The sequence below is a fragment of the Burkholderia sp. NRF60-BP8 genome (assembly GCF_001522585.2).
Lineage (GTDB): Bacteria > Pseudomonadota > Gammaproteobacteria > Burkholderiales > Burkholderiaceae > Burkholderia.
This window is the reverse complement of record NZ_CP013372.1, coordinates 2,702,969-2,716,465: the sequence shown is the minus strand read 5'-3', so window position 1 is coordinate 2,716,465 and position 13,497 is coordinate 2,702,969. Positions and strand designations below refer to the sequence as shown.

Annotated in this window: 16 protein-coding genes; 7 read left to right on the top strand and 9 right to left on the bottom strand. The window is 68.4% G+C overall.

Translation table 11 applies throughout. The features are described from left to right. The first annotated feature begins 3 nt into the window (after nt 1-3). Nucleotides 4-852: a phytanoyl-CoA dioxygenase family protein gene (locus WS54_RS12600; protein WP_059780172.1), complete on the top strand. Its 849-nt coding sequence runs from the start codon at nt 4-6 to the stop codon at nt 850-852. Between the two features lie 77 nt (nt 853-929). On the opposite strand, the gene hutC is transcribed toward WS54_RS12600, so the two are convergent. Continuing rightward, the gene (gene hutC / locus WS54_RS12595) at nt 930-1,667 is read right to left on the bottom strand and encodes a histidine utilization repressor (RefSeq protein ID WP_059780171.1); all 738 of its coding nucleotides are present in this window, start codon (nt 1,665-1,667) and stop codon (nt 930-932) included. A 31-nt stretch (nt 1,668-1,698) separates the two neighbouring features. Further along, nucleotides 1,699-2,241: a helix-turn-helix domain-containing protein gene (locus WS54_RS12590; RefSeq protein ID WP_059644440.1), complete on the bottom strand. Its 543-nt coding sequence runs from the start codon at nt 2,239-2,241 to the stop codon at nt 1,699-1,701. A gap of 133 nt (nt 2,242-2,374) precedes the next feature. Here WS54_RS12590 and WS54_RS12585 point away from each other — a divergent pair, with 133 nt between their 5' ends. Genes WS54_RS12585 through WS54_RS12575 form a run of 3 tightly spaced genes read left to right on the top strand, consistent with a single transcriptional unit; the run spans nt 2,375 to nt 4,805 of the window. Further along, nucleotides 2,375-3,157, top strand: coding sequence for an aldolase (locus WS54_RS12585; protein ID WP_059780170.1), 783 nt, complete (start codon nt 2,375-2,377; stop codon nt 3,155-3,157). A 50-nt stretch (nt 3,158-3,207) separates the two neighbouring features. Further along, on the top strand, nt 3,208-4,104 hold the full coding sequence (locus tag WS54_RS12580) for a dihydrodipicolinate synthase family protein (protein ID WP_059780169.1): 897 nt from the start codon (nt 3,208-3,210) through the stop codon (nt 4,102-4,104). Further along, complete coding sequence (locus WS54_RS12575; RefSeq protein ID WP_059780168.1) at nt 4,101-4,805, top strand: MOSC domain-containing protein; 705 nt, start codon at nt 4,101-4,103, stop codon at nt 4,803-4,805. The genes WS54_RS12580 and WS54_RS12575 overlap by 4 nt, the downstream gene beginning before the upstream one ends. Nucleotides 4,806-4,822: 17 nt before the next feature. Here the strand turns inward: WS54_RS12575 and WS54_RS12570 are convergent, their stop codons facing one another. Beyond that, nucleotides 4,823-5,584 carry an SDR family oxidoreductase gene (locus WS54_RS12570; protein WP_059780167.1) on the bottom strand — a complete coding sequence of 254 codons (762 nt, stop codon included), beginning with the start codon at nt 5,582-5,584 and terminating at the stop codon, nt 4,823-4,825. Nucleotides 5,585-5,985: 401 nt separating this feature from the next. Here WS54_RS12570 and WS54_RS12565 point away from each other — a divergent pair, with 401 nt between their 5' ends. The 3 genes from WS54_RS12565 to WS54_RS12545 all read left to right on the top strand — a co-directional run bounded on the left by WS54_RS12565 (nt 5,986) and on the right by WS54_RS12545 (nt 8,982). Continuing rightward, nucleotides 5,986-6,693, top strand: a complete 708-nt coding sequence (locus tag WS54_RS12565; RefSeq protein ID WP_059780166.1) for a YceH family protein — start codon at nt 5,986-5,988, stop codon at nt 6,691-6,693. A 252-nt stretch (nt 6,694-6,945) separates the two neighbouring features. After that, complete coding sequence (locus tag WS54_RS12555) at nt 6,946-8,076, top strand: 3-deoxy-7-phosphoheptulonate synthase (RefSeq protein ID WP_059780165.1); 1,131 nt, start codon at nt 6,946-6,948, stop codon at nt 8,074-8,076. 477 nt (nt 8,077-8,553) lie between these two features. Beyond that, on the top strand, nt 8,554-8,982 hold the full coding sequence (locus WS54_RS12545; RefSeq protein WP_034205887.1) for a PRC-barrel domain-containing protein: 429 nt from the start codon (nt 8,554-8,556) through the stop codon (nt 8,980-8,982). Between the two features lie 56 nt (nt 8,983-9,038). Here the strand turns inward: WS54_RS12545 and WS54_RS12540 are convergent, their stop codons facing one another. From WS54_RS12540 to WS54_RS12510, 6 genes are all read right to left on the bottom strand, one after another. Then, nucleotides 9,039-9,791 carry an SDR family NAD(P)-dependent oxidoreductase gene (locus WS54_RS12540; RefSeq protein WP_059780164.1) on the bottom strand — a complete coding sequence of 251 codons (753 nt, stop codon included), beginning with the start codon at nt 9,789-9,791 and terminating at the stop codon, nt 9,039-9,041. A gap of 40 nt (nt 9,792-9,831) precedes the next feature. Next, on the bottom strand, nt 9,832-10,347 hold the full coding sequence (locus WS54_RS12535) for an Ohr family peroxiredoxin (RefSeq protein ID WP_059780163.1): 516 nt from the start codon (nt 10,345-10,347) through the stop codon (nt 9,832-9,834). Nucleotides 10,348-10,372: 25 nt separating this feature from the next. Then, entirely contained in the window at nt 10,373-11,128 is a 756-nt protein-coding gene (locus WS54_RS12530; protein ID WP_059780162.1) for an SDR family oxidoreductase, read from the bottom strand. A 205-nt stretch (nt 11,129-11,333) separates the two neighbouring features. Further along, the gene (locus WS54_RS12520; RefSeq protein WP_059780161.1) at nt 11,334-12,338 is read right to left on the bottom strand and encodes a LysR family transcriptional regulator; all 1,005 of its coding nucleotides are present in this window, start codon (nt 12,336-12,338) and stop codon (nt 11,334-11,336) included. A 110-nt stretch (nt 12,339-12,448) separates the two neighbouring features. Then, the gene (locus tag WS54_RS12515; protein ID WP_059780160.1) at nt 12,449-12,853 is read right to left on the bottom strand and encodes a cupin domain-containing protein; all 405 of its coding nucleotides are present in this window, start codon (nt 12,851-12,853) and stop codon (nt 12,449-12,451) included. A gap of 63 nt (nt 12,854-12,916) precedes the next feature. Beyond that, complete coding sequence (locus tag WS54_RS12510; RefSeq protein WP_059780159.1) at nt 12,917-13,396, bottom strand: carboxymuconolactone decarboxylase family protein; 480 nt, start codon at nt 13,394-13,396, stop codon at nt 12,917-12,919. Nucleotides 13,397-13,497 lie beyond the last annotated feature (101 nt).

Sequence of the window (13,497 nt, the reverse complement as noted above, 5' to 3'; positions counted from 1 at the left end):
ACCATGACGAGTATCCAGGAGCGCGTCGCGCAAGCCGTGACGCCCGAACTGATCGCCGCGTTCCGCGACGAAGGCGCGGTCTGCATCAAGGGCATTTTTTCGCCCGACGAAGTGGCCGCGTTGCGGGCCGGCATCGACGCGAACCTCGCGCAGCCGAGCGAACGCGCGAAAGTCGCGAGCCGGCCCGACGATCCGGGCTGGTTCTTCGAGGATTTCTGCAACTGGCAGCACAACGACGCGTATCGCGACTTCATCGTGCGCTCGCCGGCGCCGTCGGTCGCCGCCGCGCTGATGGGCACGGACAACGTGCGGCTGCATCACGACCATCTGCTCGTGAAGGAGCCCGGCACGCGGCAGCGCACGCCGTGGCATCAGGACCAGCCGTACTACAACATCGAAGGCGACGACAACGTCAGCATGTGGATTCCGGTCGACCCGGTGCCGCTCGAATCGACGCTGGAATTCGTCGCCGGCTCGCATCGCGGGCCGTGGCTGATGCCGCGCACGTTCATGGACAAGGAGGCGAAGTGGTTCCCGGAAGGCAGCCTCGCCGATCTGCCCGACATCGAAGCCGACCGTGCGGCCTTCCCGATCCGCCGCTGGGCGCTCGAACCCGGCGACATGGTGTGCTTCCGGATGCTCACGCTGCATGCGTCGGGCGGCACGCGGAACCGCCGGCGCGCGTTCTCGATCCGCTTCGTCGGCGACGATGTCCGTCACGCGCCGCGCCGCTGGAAAACGTCGCCCGATTTTCCCGGGCTCGCGGAACAGCTGGCCGACGGCGCGCCGCTCGATCACCCGCTGTTTCCGGTCGTGTGGTCGCGCGAGGCGGGGCAGGTTGGCGCGATCTGACTCGAGGAGTGAATGAACACGGCGGCCGTTTCAGGACGAAACGGCCGCCGTGCGCGTCGGGGGTGTGCGACGAAGGATCAGGTCGGGTGGCGCCCCGCGCCCGGCTTGAAGCGCGAGCCGAGCCGGTAGCGGTTGCCCGGATGCAGGAAGTGCACGAACGTGACGGGCAGCCCGTCCGTCCACGTGCGGCGCGTGAGCGTGAGGCACGGCTCGTCGGCGCGCATGTCGAGCAGCCGCGCCTGTTCGCCGGTGGGCAGCGACGCGTCGACGACGTGCTCGATTTCCAGTTCGTAGTGCGACACGTTGTTGTACAGGTATTCGGATGGCGGCTCGACCCGGAAATCCTGATCGATGAAGCCGGGCGCGGCAGCCGGATTGACGTAGCGATCCTCGAGCTGGATCGGGCGGCCGTTTTCCTCGTGTACGCACACCACGTGAAAGACCGGCGTATTGACCGGCAGGCCGAACGCGGCCGCGACGTCGAACGACGCGGGCTCGCGCGCCTGGCTGAGCACGCGGCAGCGGTACTCGTGCCCGCGCGCACGGATCTCGTCGCGGATATGCGCGATCATCAGCAGGTTCGACTGCGGCTTCACCTCGGCGACGAACGTGCCGACGCCCGCGATGCGCTTCAGCACGCCTTCCTCGGTCAGCTCGCGCAGTGCGCGGTTGACCGTCATGCGCGCGACGCCGAACTGCGCGGCGAGATCGAGTTCGGACGGAATGCGGTCGCCGGGGCGCCAGTCGCCGGACTCGACGTTCTGGCGAACGAGCGTCTTGATCTGCTGGAACGGTGCGGTGGCCCTGGTGACCATCGGAAGATCCTTGCGCGAAGAAGTGACGAGGCTAGTCGTCGTGGCTGACGATGACCAGAATCTCCGCCTGCGCGGTGCCGAGGCTGCGCGTGCGGTGGGGAATGAGTGCGTTGAAATAGACTGAATCGCCGGCCCTGAGTTGCACCGTCTCGTTCGGAAATTCGATTTCGACCCGCCCCTTGTGCACGAACAGGAATTCCTCGCCTTCGTGCTCGCGGAACGTCGACGCGACGAATTCGTGCGGCGGATGCACGACGAACGGCAGCATCTTCTTCGGCGCGACCCCGGCCGCGATGCTCTCGAAACGGTGGGCGTGGCTGTCGGCCGCTGCACCCATCGCGGTGCGCTCGCCGGCGCGCGTGACCGTGATCAGCTCGCGGTTGCGGCTTTCCGAGAACAGTTGCTCGACGTCGACGTTCAGCGCCTTCGACAGCTTCAGCGCGACCGCGATCGACGGCACGCTCAGGCCGCGCTCGACCTTCGACAGGTAGCTCTTGGTGAGGCCGGTCTCGTCGGCCAGCACGTCGAGCGTCCAGCCTTTCTGTTTTCTGAGCAGCTTCAGGCGAATCGTCATGGGGGCGCCAAGTGTCCTTCGAAGAATCGATTGTAACGCATGACACAAAGTGTCATTCGGTGTATTGTGTGTCATGCGCTCGGGGAAACGGCCGCGGACGGCGTGGCAGACCCGGTGCATTCAGGAGGCGAACATGGCGGAAACGCTGAATTTGACGAAGGAAGCGCTGGTCGCGCTGGCGGAGCGGCGCCTTGAAAACGAAGTGGGTGACAGCGGCTGGTCCGCGCGGCAAAAGCTCGCGCTGACGTGCCGGATCCTGTTCGACGCCGGCCACGACTCGGGCCTGGCCGGGCAGATCACCTGCCGCGCGGATGCGGCCGGCACCTACTACACGCAGCGGCTCGGGCTCGGCTTCGACGAGATCTCGGCCGCGAACCTGCTGCGCGTGAACGAGGATCTCGACGTCGTCGATGGCGAAGGCATTCCGAACCCGGCCAACCGGTTCCATACGTGGATCTATCGCGAGCGCCCGGACGTGAACTGCATCATCCACACGCATCCGGCGCATGTCGCGGCGCTGTCGATGCTCGAGCAGCCGCTCGTGGTGTCGCACATGGACACCTGCCCGCTGTACGACGATTGCGCGTTCCTGAAGGACTGGCCGGGCGTGCCGGTCGGCAACGAGGAGGGCGAGATCATCTCGAAGGCGCTCGGCAGCAAGCGCGCGATCCTGCTGTCGCATCACGGCCAGCTCGTGGTCGGCAAGACGATCGAGGAGGCGTGCATGCTCGCGCTGCTGATCGAGCGCGCCGCGAAGCTGCAACTGCTCGCGATGTCGGCCGGCGAGATCAAGCCGGTGCCGCCGGCGCTCGCGCGCGAAGCGCACGACTGGATCTCCAAGCCGAAGCGCGATGCGGTGACGTTCGACTACTACGCGCGCCGCGCGTTGCGGACGCATCGGGACTGCGTCGCATAAGCGGGCGTGCTGTTCCGCTCCTGTCAGACAATCATTGAGGAATACGAATCGTGACGATTCTGTTGAAGGGCATCATTGCCTACCCGGTTACGCCGTTCTCCGCCGACGGCGGCGTCGACCTGACAGCGCTCGATGCGCTGATCGAGCGCCTGATCGCCGACGGCGTTCACGCGATCGCGCCGCTGGGCAGTACCGGCGAAAGCGCCTACCTGTCCGATGCCGAATGGGAGGCCGTCGCCACCGCGTCGATTCGCGCGGTGCGCCGGCGCGTGCCGACCGTCGTCGGCATTTCCGATCTCACCACGGCGGGCGCGGTGCGCCGTGCCCGCTTCGCCGAGCAGGCCGGCGCCGATGCGGTGATGGTGCTGCCGGTGTCGTACTGGAAGCTCGGGAACGACGAGATCGTCGCGCACTACCGCGCGATCGGTGCAGCGATCGGCATCCCGATCATGCTGTACAACAACCCGGCGACGAGCGGCGTCGACATGTCGCCGGACCTGATCACGACGATCTGCCGCACCGTCGACAACGTGACGATGGTCAAGGAGAGCACCGGCGACATCGGCCGGATGCATCGGCTCGCGCAATTGAGCGACGGGACGATCCCGTTCTACAACGGCAGCAATCCGATGGCGCTCGCCGCGCTGGCCGCGGGCGCGGCCGGATGGTGCACGGCCGCGCCGAACCTGAATGCCGCGTTGCCGCTCGCGTTGTTCGATGCGATGCGCACTGGCGATCTCGCACGCGCCCGATCGGTTTTTCACGCGCAGTTGCCGTTGCTGCAGTTCATCGTCAACGGCGGGTTGCCGGTGACCGTGAAGGCCGGGTTGAGGCTGCGCGGCTTCGACGCCGGCGAACCGAGGCGGCCGCTGCTGCCGCTCGGCGAAGCACGCACGCGCGAACTCGAACGACTGCTCGCGGCGCTGCCGGACGGTGTGGCCGCATGAGCGACGACGCCCGGCCGGCGATCGCGGCCGCCATCGGCGCGGTGCGGATCGGCGCGAGCCGTCCGCTCGCCGGCACGCCGCACGCAAGCGCGATCGACAAGCAGCCGGTGGATGCACGCCTGTGGCTGGGCGCGCTCGGCTTCGCCGGCGACGCGCAGGCCGATGCGCGGCATCACGGCGGCCCCGACAAGGCCGTTCATCACTATGCGCACGATCACTATGCGTGGTGGGCCGGGCAGATCGGCGCGCGCGACGTGCTCGCCCGGCCGGGCGCGTTCGGCGAGAACCTGTCGACGCGCGGCATCACCGAGCACGACGTGTGTCTCGGCGACGTATTCATGCTCGGCGGCGCGGTGCTCCAGGTGTCGCAGTCGCGGCAGCCGTGCTGGAAGCTCAACGCGCGTTTCGATCATCCGCGGATGGCGGCGCTCGTGCAGCAAAGCGGCCGGACCGGCTGGTACTACCGCGTGTTGCAGGAGGGCTGGGTGGCGGCGGGCGATGTGCTGGCGCTGCACGAGCGCCGCTACCCGCAATGGCCGCTGTCGACGGTGCTCGACGTGCTGTATCGACGCACGCTCGACATGGCCGCGCTCGATGCGCTGTGCGACGTGCCGTTGCTGCCGCCCGGCTGGCGCAGGATGCTGGAAAAGCGCCGGACGGCGCGGCAGGTCGAAGACTGGACGAAGCGGCTCGAAGGGTGACGCGCTGCGTCCGATGCTTACTTCGTCGGCAGGTTGCGCACGTCGGCCGTCGGCTCGTTGCCGAATGCGTCGCTCAGCGCATAGCCGATCAGCTGTCGGGCGGTTGCCTCGGGCGTCGCGAGCGCGCCGCTCGACTTCAGCGCGTCGAATTTCTCGCGCATCGGGAAATCGTCTTTGCCGGTCGCGCGGATCGTGGCCTGCATGCCCGTGTCGACGACGCCCGGCGCGACGCTGCAGATGCGCAGCGCGCCGTTCGTGTCGAGCGCGACGGCGCGCGCATGGTGATCGAGCGCGGCCTTGGTCGCGCAGTAGACGCTCCAGCCCGCATACGCGTTGCGGGCCGCACCGCTCGACAAGTGCACGATCCGGCATTCGGTCGCGGCCGACGCGGCCTGTGCGAGCGCGGCCGACAACATCAGCGGCGCGGCGACGTTCAGGCCGACCGCGCGGGCGACGATCGCCGGGTCCTGCGCGGCGAGCGGGCCGATCGGATCGACGATGCCCGCGTTGTTGAACAGCAGCACGAGCGACGCGCCGTCGACGAAGTGGCGCAGGGTGTCGCCGGCCAGCCAGGTCGCGATGGTCTTCGAGTCCGACAGGTCGAGTTCGACTTCGGCGAAGCGCTCGCCGGCCTGCGACGCGAGCGACGGATGACGGCTGCGCGACACGCCGAGCACGGCGATGCCTTCCTGCAGTAGTTGTTCGGCGAGCGCCGCGCCGACGCCGCGCGTGTGTCCGGTGACGATGGCGCGCACGGGTGCGGGAGAAGATGCAGTCATGGTGGTGAACCGGTGAGGACGTGAACGGGTTTGGCGAGCGGCGCGCGGTATGGTGCAGCGCGTTCAACGCGAGCGATGCGTGGTATCGACGTGTGAAGGCCGCGCGCGGCGCCGCTGATATCGGGATGAACGTCTATCGTAGCGCCGGCATGCGCATCGCGCAAACGCCCGGGCGTGCGCGAAGGACGAATCTGCGGCGCCGTGCACATGGGTCGCCGCGTCGTCGCCCGCTATCGGGCGCGCCGCTACGTCCGACGAAAGCCCGCTGCGGCGCGTGCGCGCGCCGGTGCGGCGAGTGGCGCCGGGCCGCGCGTCGCGAGCTATCATATGGCTCGCCCGTGCGCGACGCCGGACGGGCCGCGACCGTTTCCCTTCACCTGCTGCACGCTGCGACGCCACTCATGAACACCACGCCGGATACGCCCACGCCCCGCGCTCTTCGCGAACTCACGCCTCTCGAGGCCCGCATTCTCGGCGTGCTCGTCGAGAAACAGCACACGGTGCCGGATACCTACCCGCTGTCGCTGAACGCGCTGACCGCGGGCTGCAACCAGAAAACCGCGCGCTCGCCGGTGATGAACGTCAGCGAGGACGAAGTCACGACCGCGCTCGACGGGCTGAAGCACTTGAGCCTCGTGATGGAGGGCAGCAGCAGCCGCGTGCCGCGTTTCGAGCACAACATGAACCGCGTACTCGGCATTCCGAGCCAGGCGATCGCGCTGTTGACGATCCTGTTGCTGCGCGGCCCGCAGACGGCCGCCGAGTTGCGCCTGAACAGCGCGCGCCTGCACGGCTTCGCGGATATCTCGTCGGTCGAGGCGTTCCTCGACGAACTCGCGGCGCGCGCGCAACCCCTCGTCGTCCGGCTGCCGCGTGCACCGGGCGCGCGTGAGAACCGCTGGATGCACCTGATGTGCGGCGCGGTGAACGTGGCCGATTTCGCGAGCACGGATGCCGGCGGTGCGGAGGCGGTGCCGCCTTCCGAATTCGAAGCGCTGAAGGCCGAACAGAAACGCCTCGCGGACGAAGTGGCGCGGCTGAATGCGCTGGTGCAGCGGATGGCCGGCGAACTGGGGATCGACGTCGGCGCGCAGGGCGACGCGGGCTGATCCCTTCCTGACGCAATGGCGATGGTGCGCGCGCACCATCGCGTTACTTCAGCGCGATGTCGTCGGCGGCCGTCTCGGGCGTGGAGCCGAGTCTGCGTTGACGCGCCACCCCTGTTCCGTGCGAACTTGTTCCGACAGGTCGTGGACGATGCCATGCAGCGCGTCTTCGGCCGGCGTGTCGGCTGCTGCCTCTCCCGGGTGCCATAATCGAGCCTGCCCATCATTCCAGATAGACGTCCCCGGAGAATCGCCATGCAGAACCTCGACAATCCTTCCCACGATCGCGAGGTAGGCAGCGCCGACGCGACGCAGGACACCACGCGCATCGACGACGTCCGCATCGGCGCCGTGCGTCCGCTGATTTCCCCGGCGCTGTTGCTCGACGAACTGCCGGTGCCGGCCGCCACGCAGACGCTCGTCGAGGATACGCGCCGCGCGATCGGCGATATCCTGCACGGCCGCGACGACCGGCTGCTGCTCGTCGTCGGCCCGTGCTCGATCCACGATCACGAACAGGCGCTCGATTACGCGCGCCGCCTGAAGGTCGCCGCCGACGCGTTAAAGGACGACCTGCTGATCACGATGCGCGTCTACTTCGAGAAGCCGCGCACGACGGTCGGCTGGAAGGGGTACATCAACGATCCGCGTCTCGACGGCAGCTTCCGCATCAACGAAGGGCTGCGCGCCGCGCGGCAACTGCTGCTCGACATCAACGCGCTCGGCCTGCCGGCGTCGACCGAATTCCTCGATCTGCTGAGCCCGCAGTACATCGCCGACCTGATCGCGTGGGGCGCGATCGGCGCGCGCACGACCGAGAGCCAGAGCCATCGCCAGCTCGCGTCTGGCCTGAGCTGCCCGATCGGCTTCAAGAACGGCACCGACGGCGGCGTGCAGGTCGCGTCGGACGCGATCGTCGCCGCAGCCGCGAGCCATGCGTTCATGGGGATGACGAAGATGGGGATGGCCGCGATCTTCGAGACGCGCGGCAACGACGATGCGCACGTGATCCTGCGCGGCGGCAAGAACGGGCCGAACTACGATGCGGCGCACGTCGAAGCGAGCTGCGCGGTGCTGCGCAAGGCCGGCCTGCGCGAGCAGGTGATGGTCGACTGCTCGCATGCGAACTCGAACAAGTCGCACGAGCGGCAGATCGAGGTGGCGCAGGATCTCGCGCGGCAACTGTCGCAGGGCGAGCACCGGATCGTCGGCGTGATGGTGGAGAGCCATCTCGAGGCCGGCCGCCAGGATCTGAAGCCGGGCGTGCCGTTGCAGTACGGCGTGTCGATCACCGATGCGTGCCTGAGCTGGACGCAGACCGAGCCGGTGCTCGACGTGCTGGCGGAGGCGGTGCGGCATCGCAGGGTGTATTCGCGCAATGCGTGACGCAGCGGGGCGGCGGCGTGCCGGCCACCGCGTCGTTCGGCGCGCCGCGAAGATCGGGTGGCCGTCTGCGAGGTTGTCCTGATCGACGGGCCGCGGCGTCATTTTTTCGTGCCGCGCGCCCGTCTGTTCTGCGTGATCTTTGATCCCGATCCGGTTCGCCCTACCTGCTGCATCGCACTCCGAACGCACGATCCGTCGTTTGCCGCTACCATGAACGCCGTGTTGCACGCTGCGGCCCGGCCATGTCGGTCCGCCACGCACACACGCCGTGGCGGCGCGGTCGGCCGCCACGCGACTGACGAAGCGCGGGGCGGCCATCCGCGGGGCGGCCATCCGCGGGGCGGCCATCCGCGGGGCGGCCATCCGCGGGGCGGTCACCCGCGGGGCGGCCACCCGCAGGGTGCTCACCGATCGGCCTTTGCACCCGCGTCGCTTCGTTCCCGGAATCCACAACAACCGAACCGGAGTGCAACGCATATGAAGTTCTACAAGACCCTCCTCGCAGCAACCGTCCTCGCGTCGAGCGTCGGCGCGCACGCGCAGATCGCGGGCGCGCAGCCGATCAGCGTGACCGTCGAGCAATCGCAGGCGCTGCTCGAAGGCTGGAGCGTGAAGAAGAGCGTGCTCGGCAAGACCGTGTACAACGACGAGAACCAGAAAGTAGGCAAGGTCCGCGACCTGATCGTCGCGCCGGACGGCTCGGTGTCGGCCGCGATCGTGTCGGCCGGCGGCTTCCTCGGCGTGGCCGCGCACGACGTCGCGGTGCCGATCGCGTCGCTCGACGTGCGCAACGGCAACATCTACCTGCCCGGTGCGACCAAGGAGGCGCTGAAGGCCACGCCGGCGTTCCAGTACGCGAAGGTGCCGTCGCCGCCGAAGCCGAAGAAGCTCGACGAAAAGCACTGATCTGCCACCTCGCGCGGCACGCGTCGTCCGTCGCGTGCCGCGCGTTCTCGCGACGGTCAGGTTGCGTCGAGTCCGCCGTCGACCGTGATCACCTGCCCCGTCATCCATGCCGCCTGTGGCGACGCGAGCGACACGATCCAGTTCGCGACGTCCGCGGGCTCGCCGCGCCGGCCAAGCGGAATGCGCGCGCGCTCCTGCGCCTTGATCGCTTCGATCTCGGGTGCCGACAGCTTCATCCGTTCCGACAGGAAATCCGTTTCCGTCGGACCCGCCGCGACGGCGTTCACGCGTACGCCCGCCGATGCGAGCTCGAGCGCCCAGCAGCGCGTCAGATGCTCGAGCGCGGCCTTGCTCGCCGCATAGTGCGACAACAGCGCCGCGGCCTTGTGTCCGAACGTGCTCGACACGTTGACGATGCTGCCGCGGGCTGCTTTCAGGTGCGGCAACGCGGCGGTCGCGAGCATCGACGGTCCGAGCGTATTGACCGAGAAGATCGCACTGATCGCTTCGAAGGTAGCCGACTCGAGCGGCAGGATTGCACCCGCGCCCGCATTGTTGACCAGCACGTCGAGCCGCCCCGCCAGGGCGACCGCTTCGTCGATCGTGCGCGCGGCGTCGGCCGGATCGCCGGCATCCGCGACCACGTAGTCGATGCCCGGCGCGCTGCGCGCGGCCGCGGACAGCGCATCTTCGCGGCGGCCCGTGATGACGACGCGCGCGCCTTCGCGTGCGAACGCGACGGCCGCTGCCAGCCCGATGCCGGCACCGCCGCCGGTAATGAGGACCACCTTGTTGTCGAATGACTGCATGACTTTCTCGTGAAGACGATGGGTTGAATGTGCGCGCCGTTTAGCGTTCGGGCGCATCGTCCGCCGGCGCGAGCGCCACGACGTGGCTGATTCCCTCGTGCGCCATCTTCGTGTACGGACAGAAACGCTCCGTATTGCGGACGAGTTCTTCCGCCACCGCGCGCTCGACGCCTGGCAGCCGCACGCGAATGTTCGCGTTCAGCATGAACAGCCCGTCCATCGGATCGCGACAGAAGTCGATCGATGCGGATACCGATGCGCCGGCGATCGACACGCCCGCCCGTGCAGCCAGCAGGCTCAGCGCGCCGTGAAAGCACGCCGCATAGCTGGCGGCGAACAACTGTTCCGGGTTCGGGCCGTCGCCGGGCCCGCCCAGCGCGGACGGCAGGCGCAGCTCGATGTCCAGGCGCCCGTCGTCGGAACGGGCGACGCCCGATGCGCGGCCGTGCTCGGCCGCCCCGCCCGTGACGGTCACCGTCGTCGAGTACAGCGTCTGCGGTTCCCGTCCGCGATACCGGTCGAGCAGCGACAGCGGCGGCGGGCGCAGCGGCGTCATGGCGTGCGTGATCCGGCTGCGGCGTTCAGCGTACGAGCGCGTTCTGCCGGAACCATGCGTCGAAGGTCGTCGCGCCGAGGCGTGCGCCGGGCGCCGGCACGAGCGTGTCGTCCTGCAGCATCGCGCCGAAGTAGTCGGCGCCCGCATCGCGCGTCACCGTCCGCGCGTCGTGCGTGGCCGCCAGGAAACGCTCGACCAGATCCGCGATCCGCACGCGCTCGGGGCCGCCGATCTCGGCGATGCCGTTGCGCGGCGCGTCGAGCGCGAAGTCGGTCACGGCGGCCGCGACGTCGTCCGATGCGATCGGCTGGAAGTGCGCGGTGGTCAACCGGACCGTGTCGCCTTGCGTGCCAGCCTGCGCGATCGCCCCGACGAATTCGAAGAACTGCGTCGAGCGCACGATCGTGTACGGCACGCCTGCATCGCGGATCAGGTTTTCCTGAATGATCTTGCCGCGGAAATACGCGCTCTGCTGCAGCCGGTCGGTGCCGACCACCGACAGCGCGACGTGATGGCGCACGCCGGCCGCGCGCTCCGCGGCGAACAGGTTGCGCCCCGACGCCTCGAAGAAGGCCTTCACGGCCGCTTCTTCGAACGACGGCGAATTCGCGAGATCGACGACGACTTCCGCGCCGGCGAGCGCGTCGTCCAGTCCCGTACCCGTGATCGTATCGACGCCGGTCGACGGCGCGGCCGCCACCGCGTCGTGGCCGCGTGCGATGAGGTTCCTGACGACCTTGCTGCCGATGAGGCCGGTACCGCCAATCACGACGATTTTCACGATTGCTCTCCTTGAACGGGCGCGCGACATGCACGCCGCTTGAACCTGCCGAAACCGGCGACCGTCGCGCTCGCGCGACCGGGCCGGTATCTTGCCGAACGGCGCAGCGCCGTACTCGCGTGCGTGTCGAACAGCCCGCATCGTAGGCATGCGCCGCGTGATCCGGTAGAGGCCTGCAAGCCCTCACCGTGTTGCTGCGAATGCATCAATCGATCGTCTCCAGCGGCGCCATCGTCGTCATCGTGGCCGGGCACTGCAGGTCGCGCGCACGCGTCTGTTCGATCATGTAGTCGATGAACACGCGGATGCGCGTGGGCAGGTGCTTGCGGCTCAGGTAGCAGAGGTAGTGTCCGCCGTCGTCCGGCGCATGCTGGCCGAGACAGCTTACCAGCCGGCCGTCGGCGAGCAGGTCGCACACCTGATACGCCGGCAGTTGCGCGATGCCGAGCCCGTCGAGCGCCGCGCGCACGACGAGGTCGATGTCGTTGAACGTGTGATGCGCGGCGACCTGACGCTGCTGCGTCAGTCCGTCGATCCTGAATTCCCATTCCGTCACGCGGCCCGACGCGGTGCACAGGTTGATGCAGCGATGCCGGGCGAGATCGTCGACGTGGCGCGGCAAGCCGTGCCGGTGCGCGTAAGCCGGCGACGCACAGACGATCATCTGCATCGGAATCAGCCGGCGCGCGACGATCGCGCTGTCCTCCATGCGGCCGTCGCGAAACGCGACGTCGATGCGGTCGGCGGAGAAATCGGCCGGCCGGTCGTTCAGCAGCAGGTCGAGCGTGATGTCCGGATACCGCGCATGGAAATCGCGCAGCAGCGGCGCGACGACCTTGCGGCCGAAACCCGGCGTCGAGCCGATGCGCAGGTGCCCGCTCGGCGGCCCGCTGCGCAGCTCGCGCATGTCCTCGAGCGCCTGCGCCAGACGCTCGATGCCGGGCCGGCAGTTTTCGTAGAAGAGCTCGCCTTCGCGCGTCAGCGACACGCTGCGGGTCGTGCGCTGGAACAGGCGTGCGTCGAGCCGGTCCTCGAGCCGTTGCACGTGGCGGCTGACGGACGAGCGGCCGACGCCGAGGCGATCGGCGGCGCGCGCGAAGCTGCCTTCGGTGACGACGGCCAGAAAGGTGACCACGCCGGCATAGCAGGTCGAGAAGCTGCGCGCGAACGGATCGTCGGCATCGGGGCGGCGAATGGAGGTGTCGGGCATGGAGGCGCTGGAATCGTGGTGTCCGTATGCGACTAGACGTTTCAGCGCTGCTGCCTGTGACACCGCCCGCCGCATTTTTTCAAACAGGGTGCGGGCGACGTGCGAGCCGGCTATTTTTCCGGCACGAGCACGGGTGCGCCCTTGTCCTTCAACAGCAGCACGATGAACTTCGCGGGCCGGGTCCGGCTCGCGTTGCGTCCGACCGTGTGCAAGTCGTTCGGGCCCTCGTAGAAGGTGTCGCCCGGCTTCAGCGTGACGGGCTCGCTGCCCTTCACCTGCATCACGATCGAACCCTCGACCACATAGACGAACGCGTCGGCGTGGTGGCGGTGGACGGGATCGACCGCGCCGGGCGGATACTCGACTGAGATCATCAGCGCTTCCTTGCCCGGGTACGCGTCGAGCGGCTTCGTCATCAGCGGCGTGACGATGGCCGAGGGCGCCGCGCGAGCGGCGTCGGTCGCGGCGCTCGCGACGACGAGCGCGGACGCGATCACGTGTGTCTTGCGAATCATGGTGGTGGCTTCCGGTGGGCCGCCGGCCGACGGCCGGCAGCGAAGGAGGGCGGTGGGCGGCCGTCAGGCGAGATTCGCCTTGTCGAGGCCGAACGCCTTGTCGGACGAGCCCGGCACGGTCCGGAACGCGACGTTCGCGCGGTTCCAGCCGTTGATCGCCATCACTTCGAAGGTCAGGTCCGACAATTCCTTCTCGGAGAACTGGCCGCGCACGCGATCGTAAAGGTCGTCCGGTACGCCGTGCTCGGGCAGTGTCGTCAGGACTTCGGTCCATGCGAGCGCGGCCCGCTCGCGCGGCGAGAAGAGCGTCGATTCGCGCCACGTCGTCAGATGGTGCAGACGCAGCTCGCGCTCGCCGTGGATGCGCGCTTCCTTCACGTGCATGTCGACGCAGAACGCGCAGCCGTTGATCTGGGATGCGCGGAGCGACACGAGATCCCGGATCGATTCCTCGATCGCGCTGTTGCGCAGCTGATTGCTGAGTTCGAGGAATTTCTTGAACAGCTCGGGCGACTGTTGAATGTAGTTGATACGCTGCGTCATGATTTCTCCTGGCGACGAAGAGGCTGGCCCGCGCTGCGCGGGTGTCGTGGGCGGCAGGGCGCCGCGCGAAATCATCTTAGGAGTGTGCGCTAGCGGGCGGT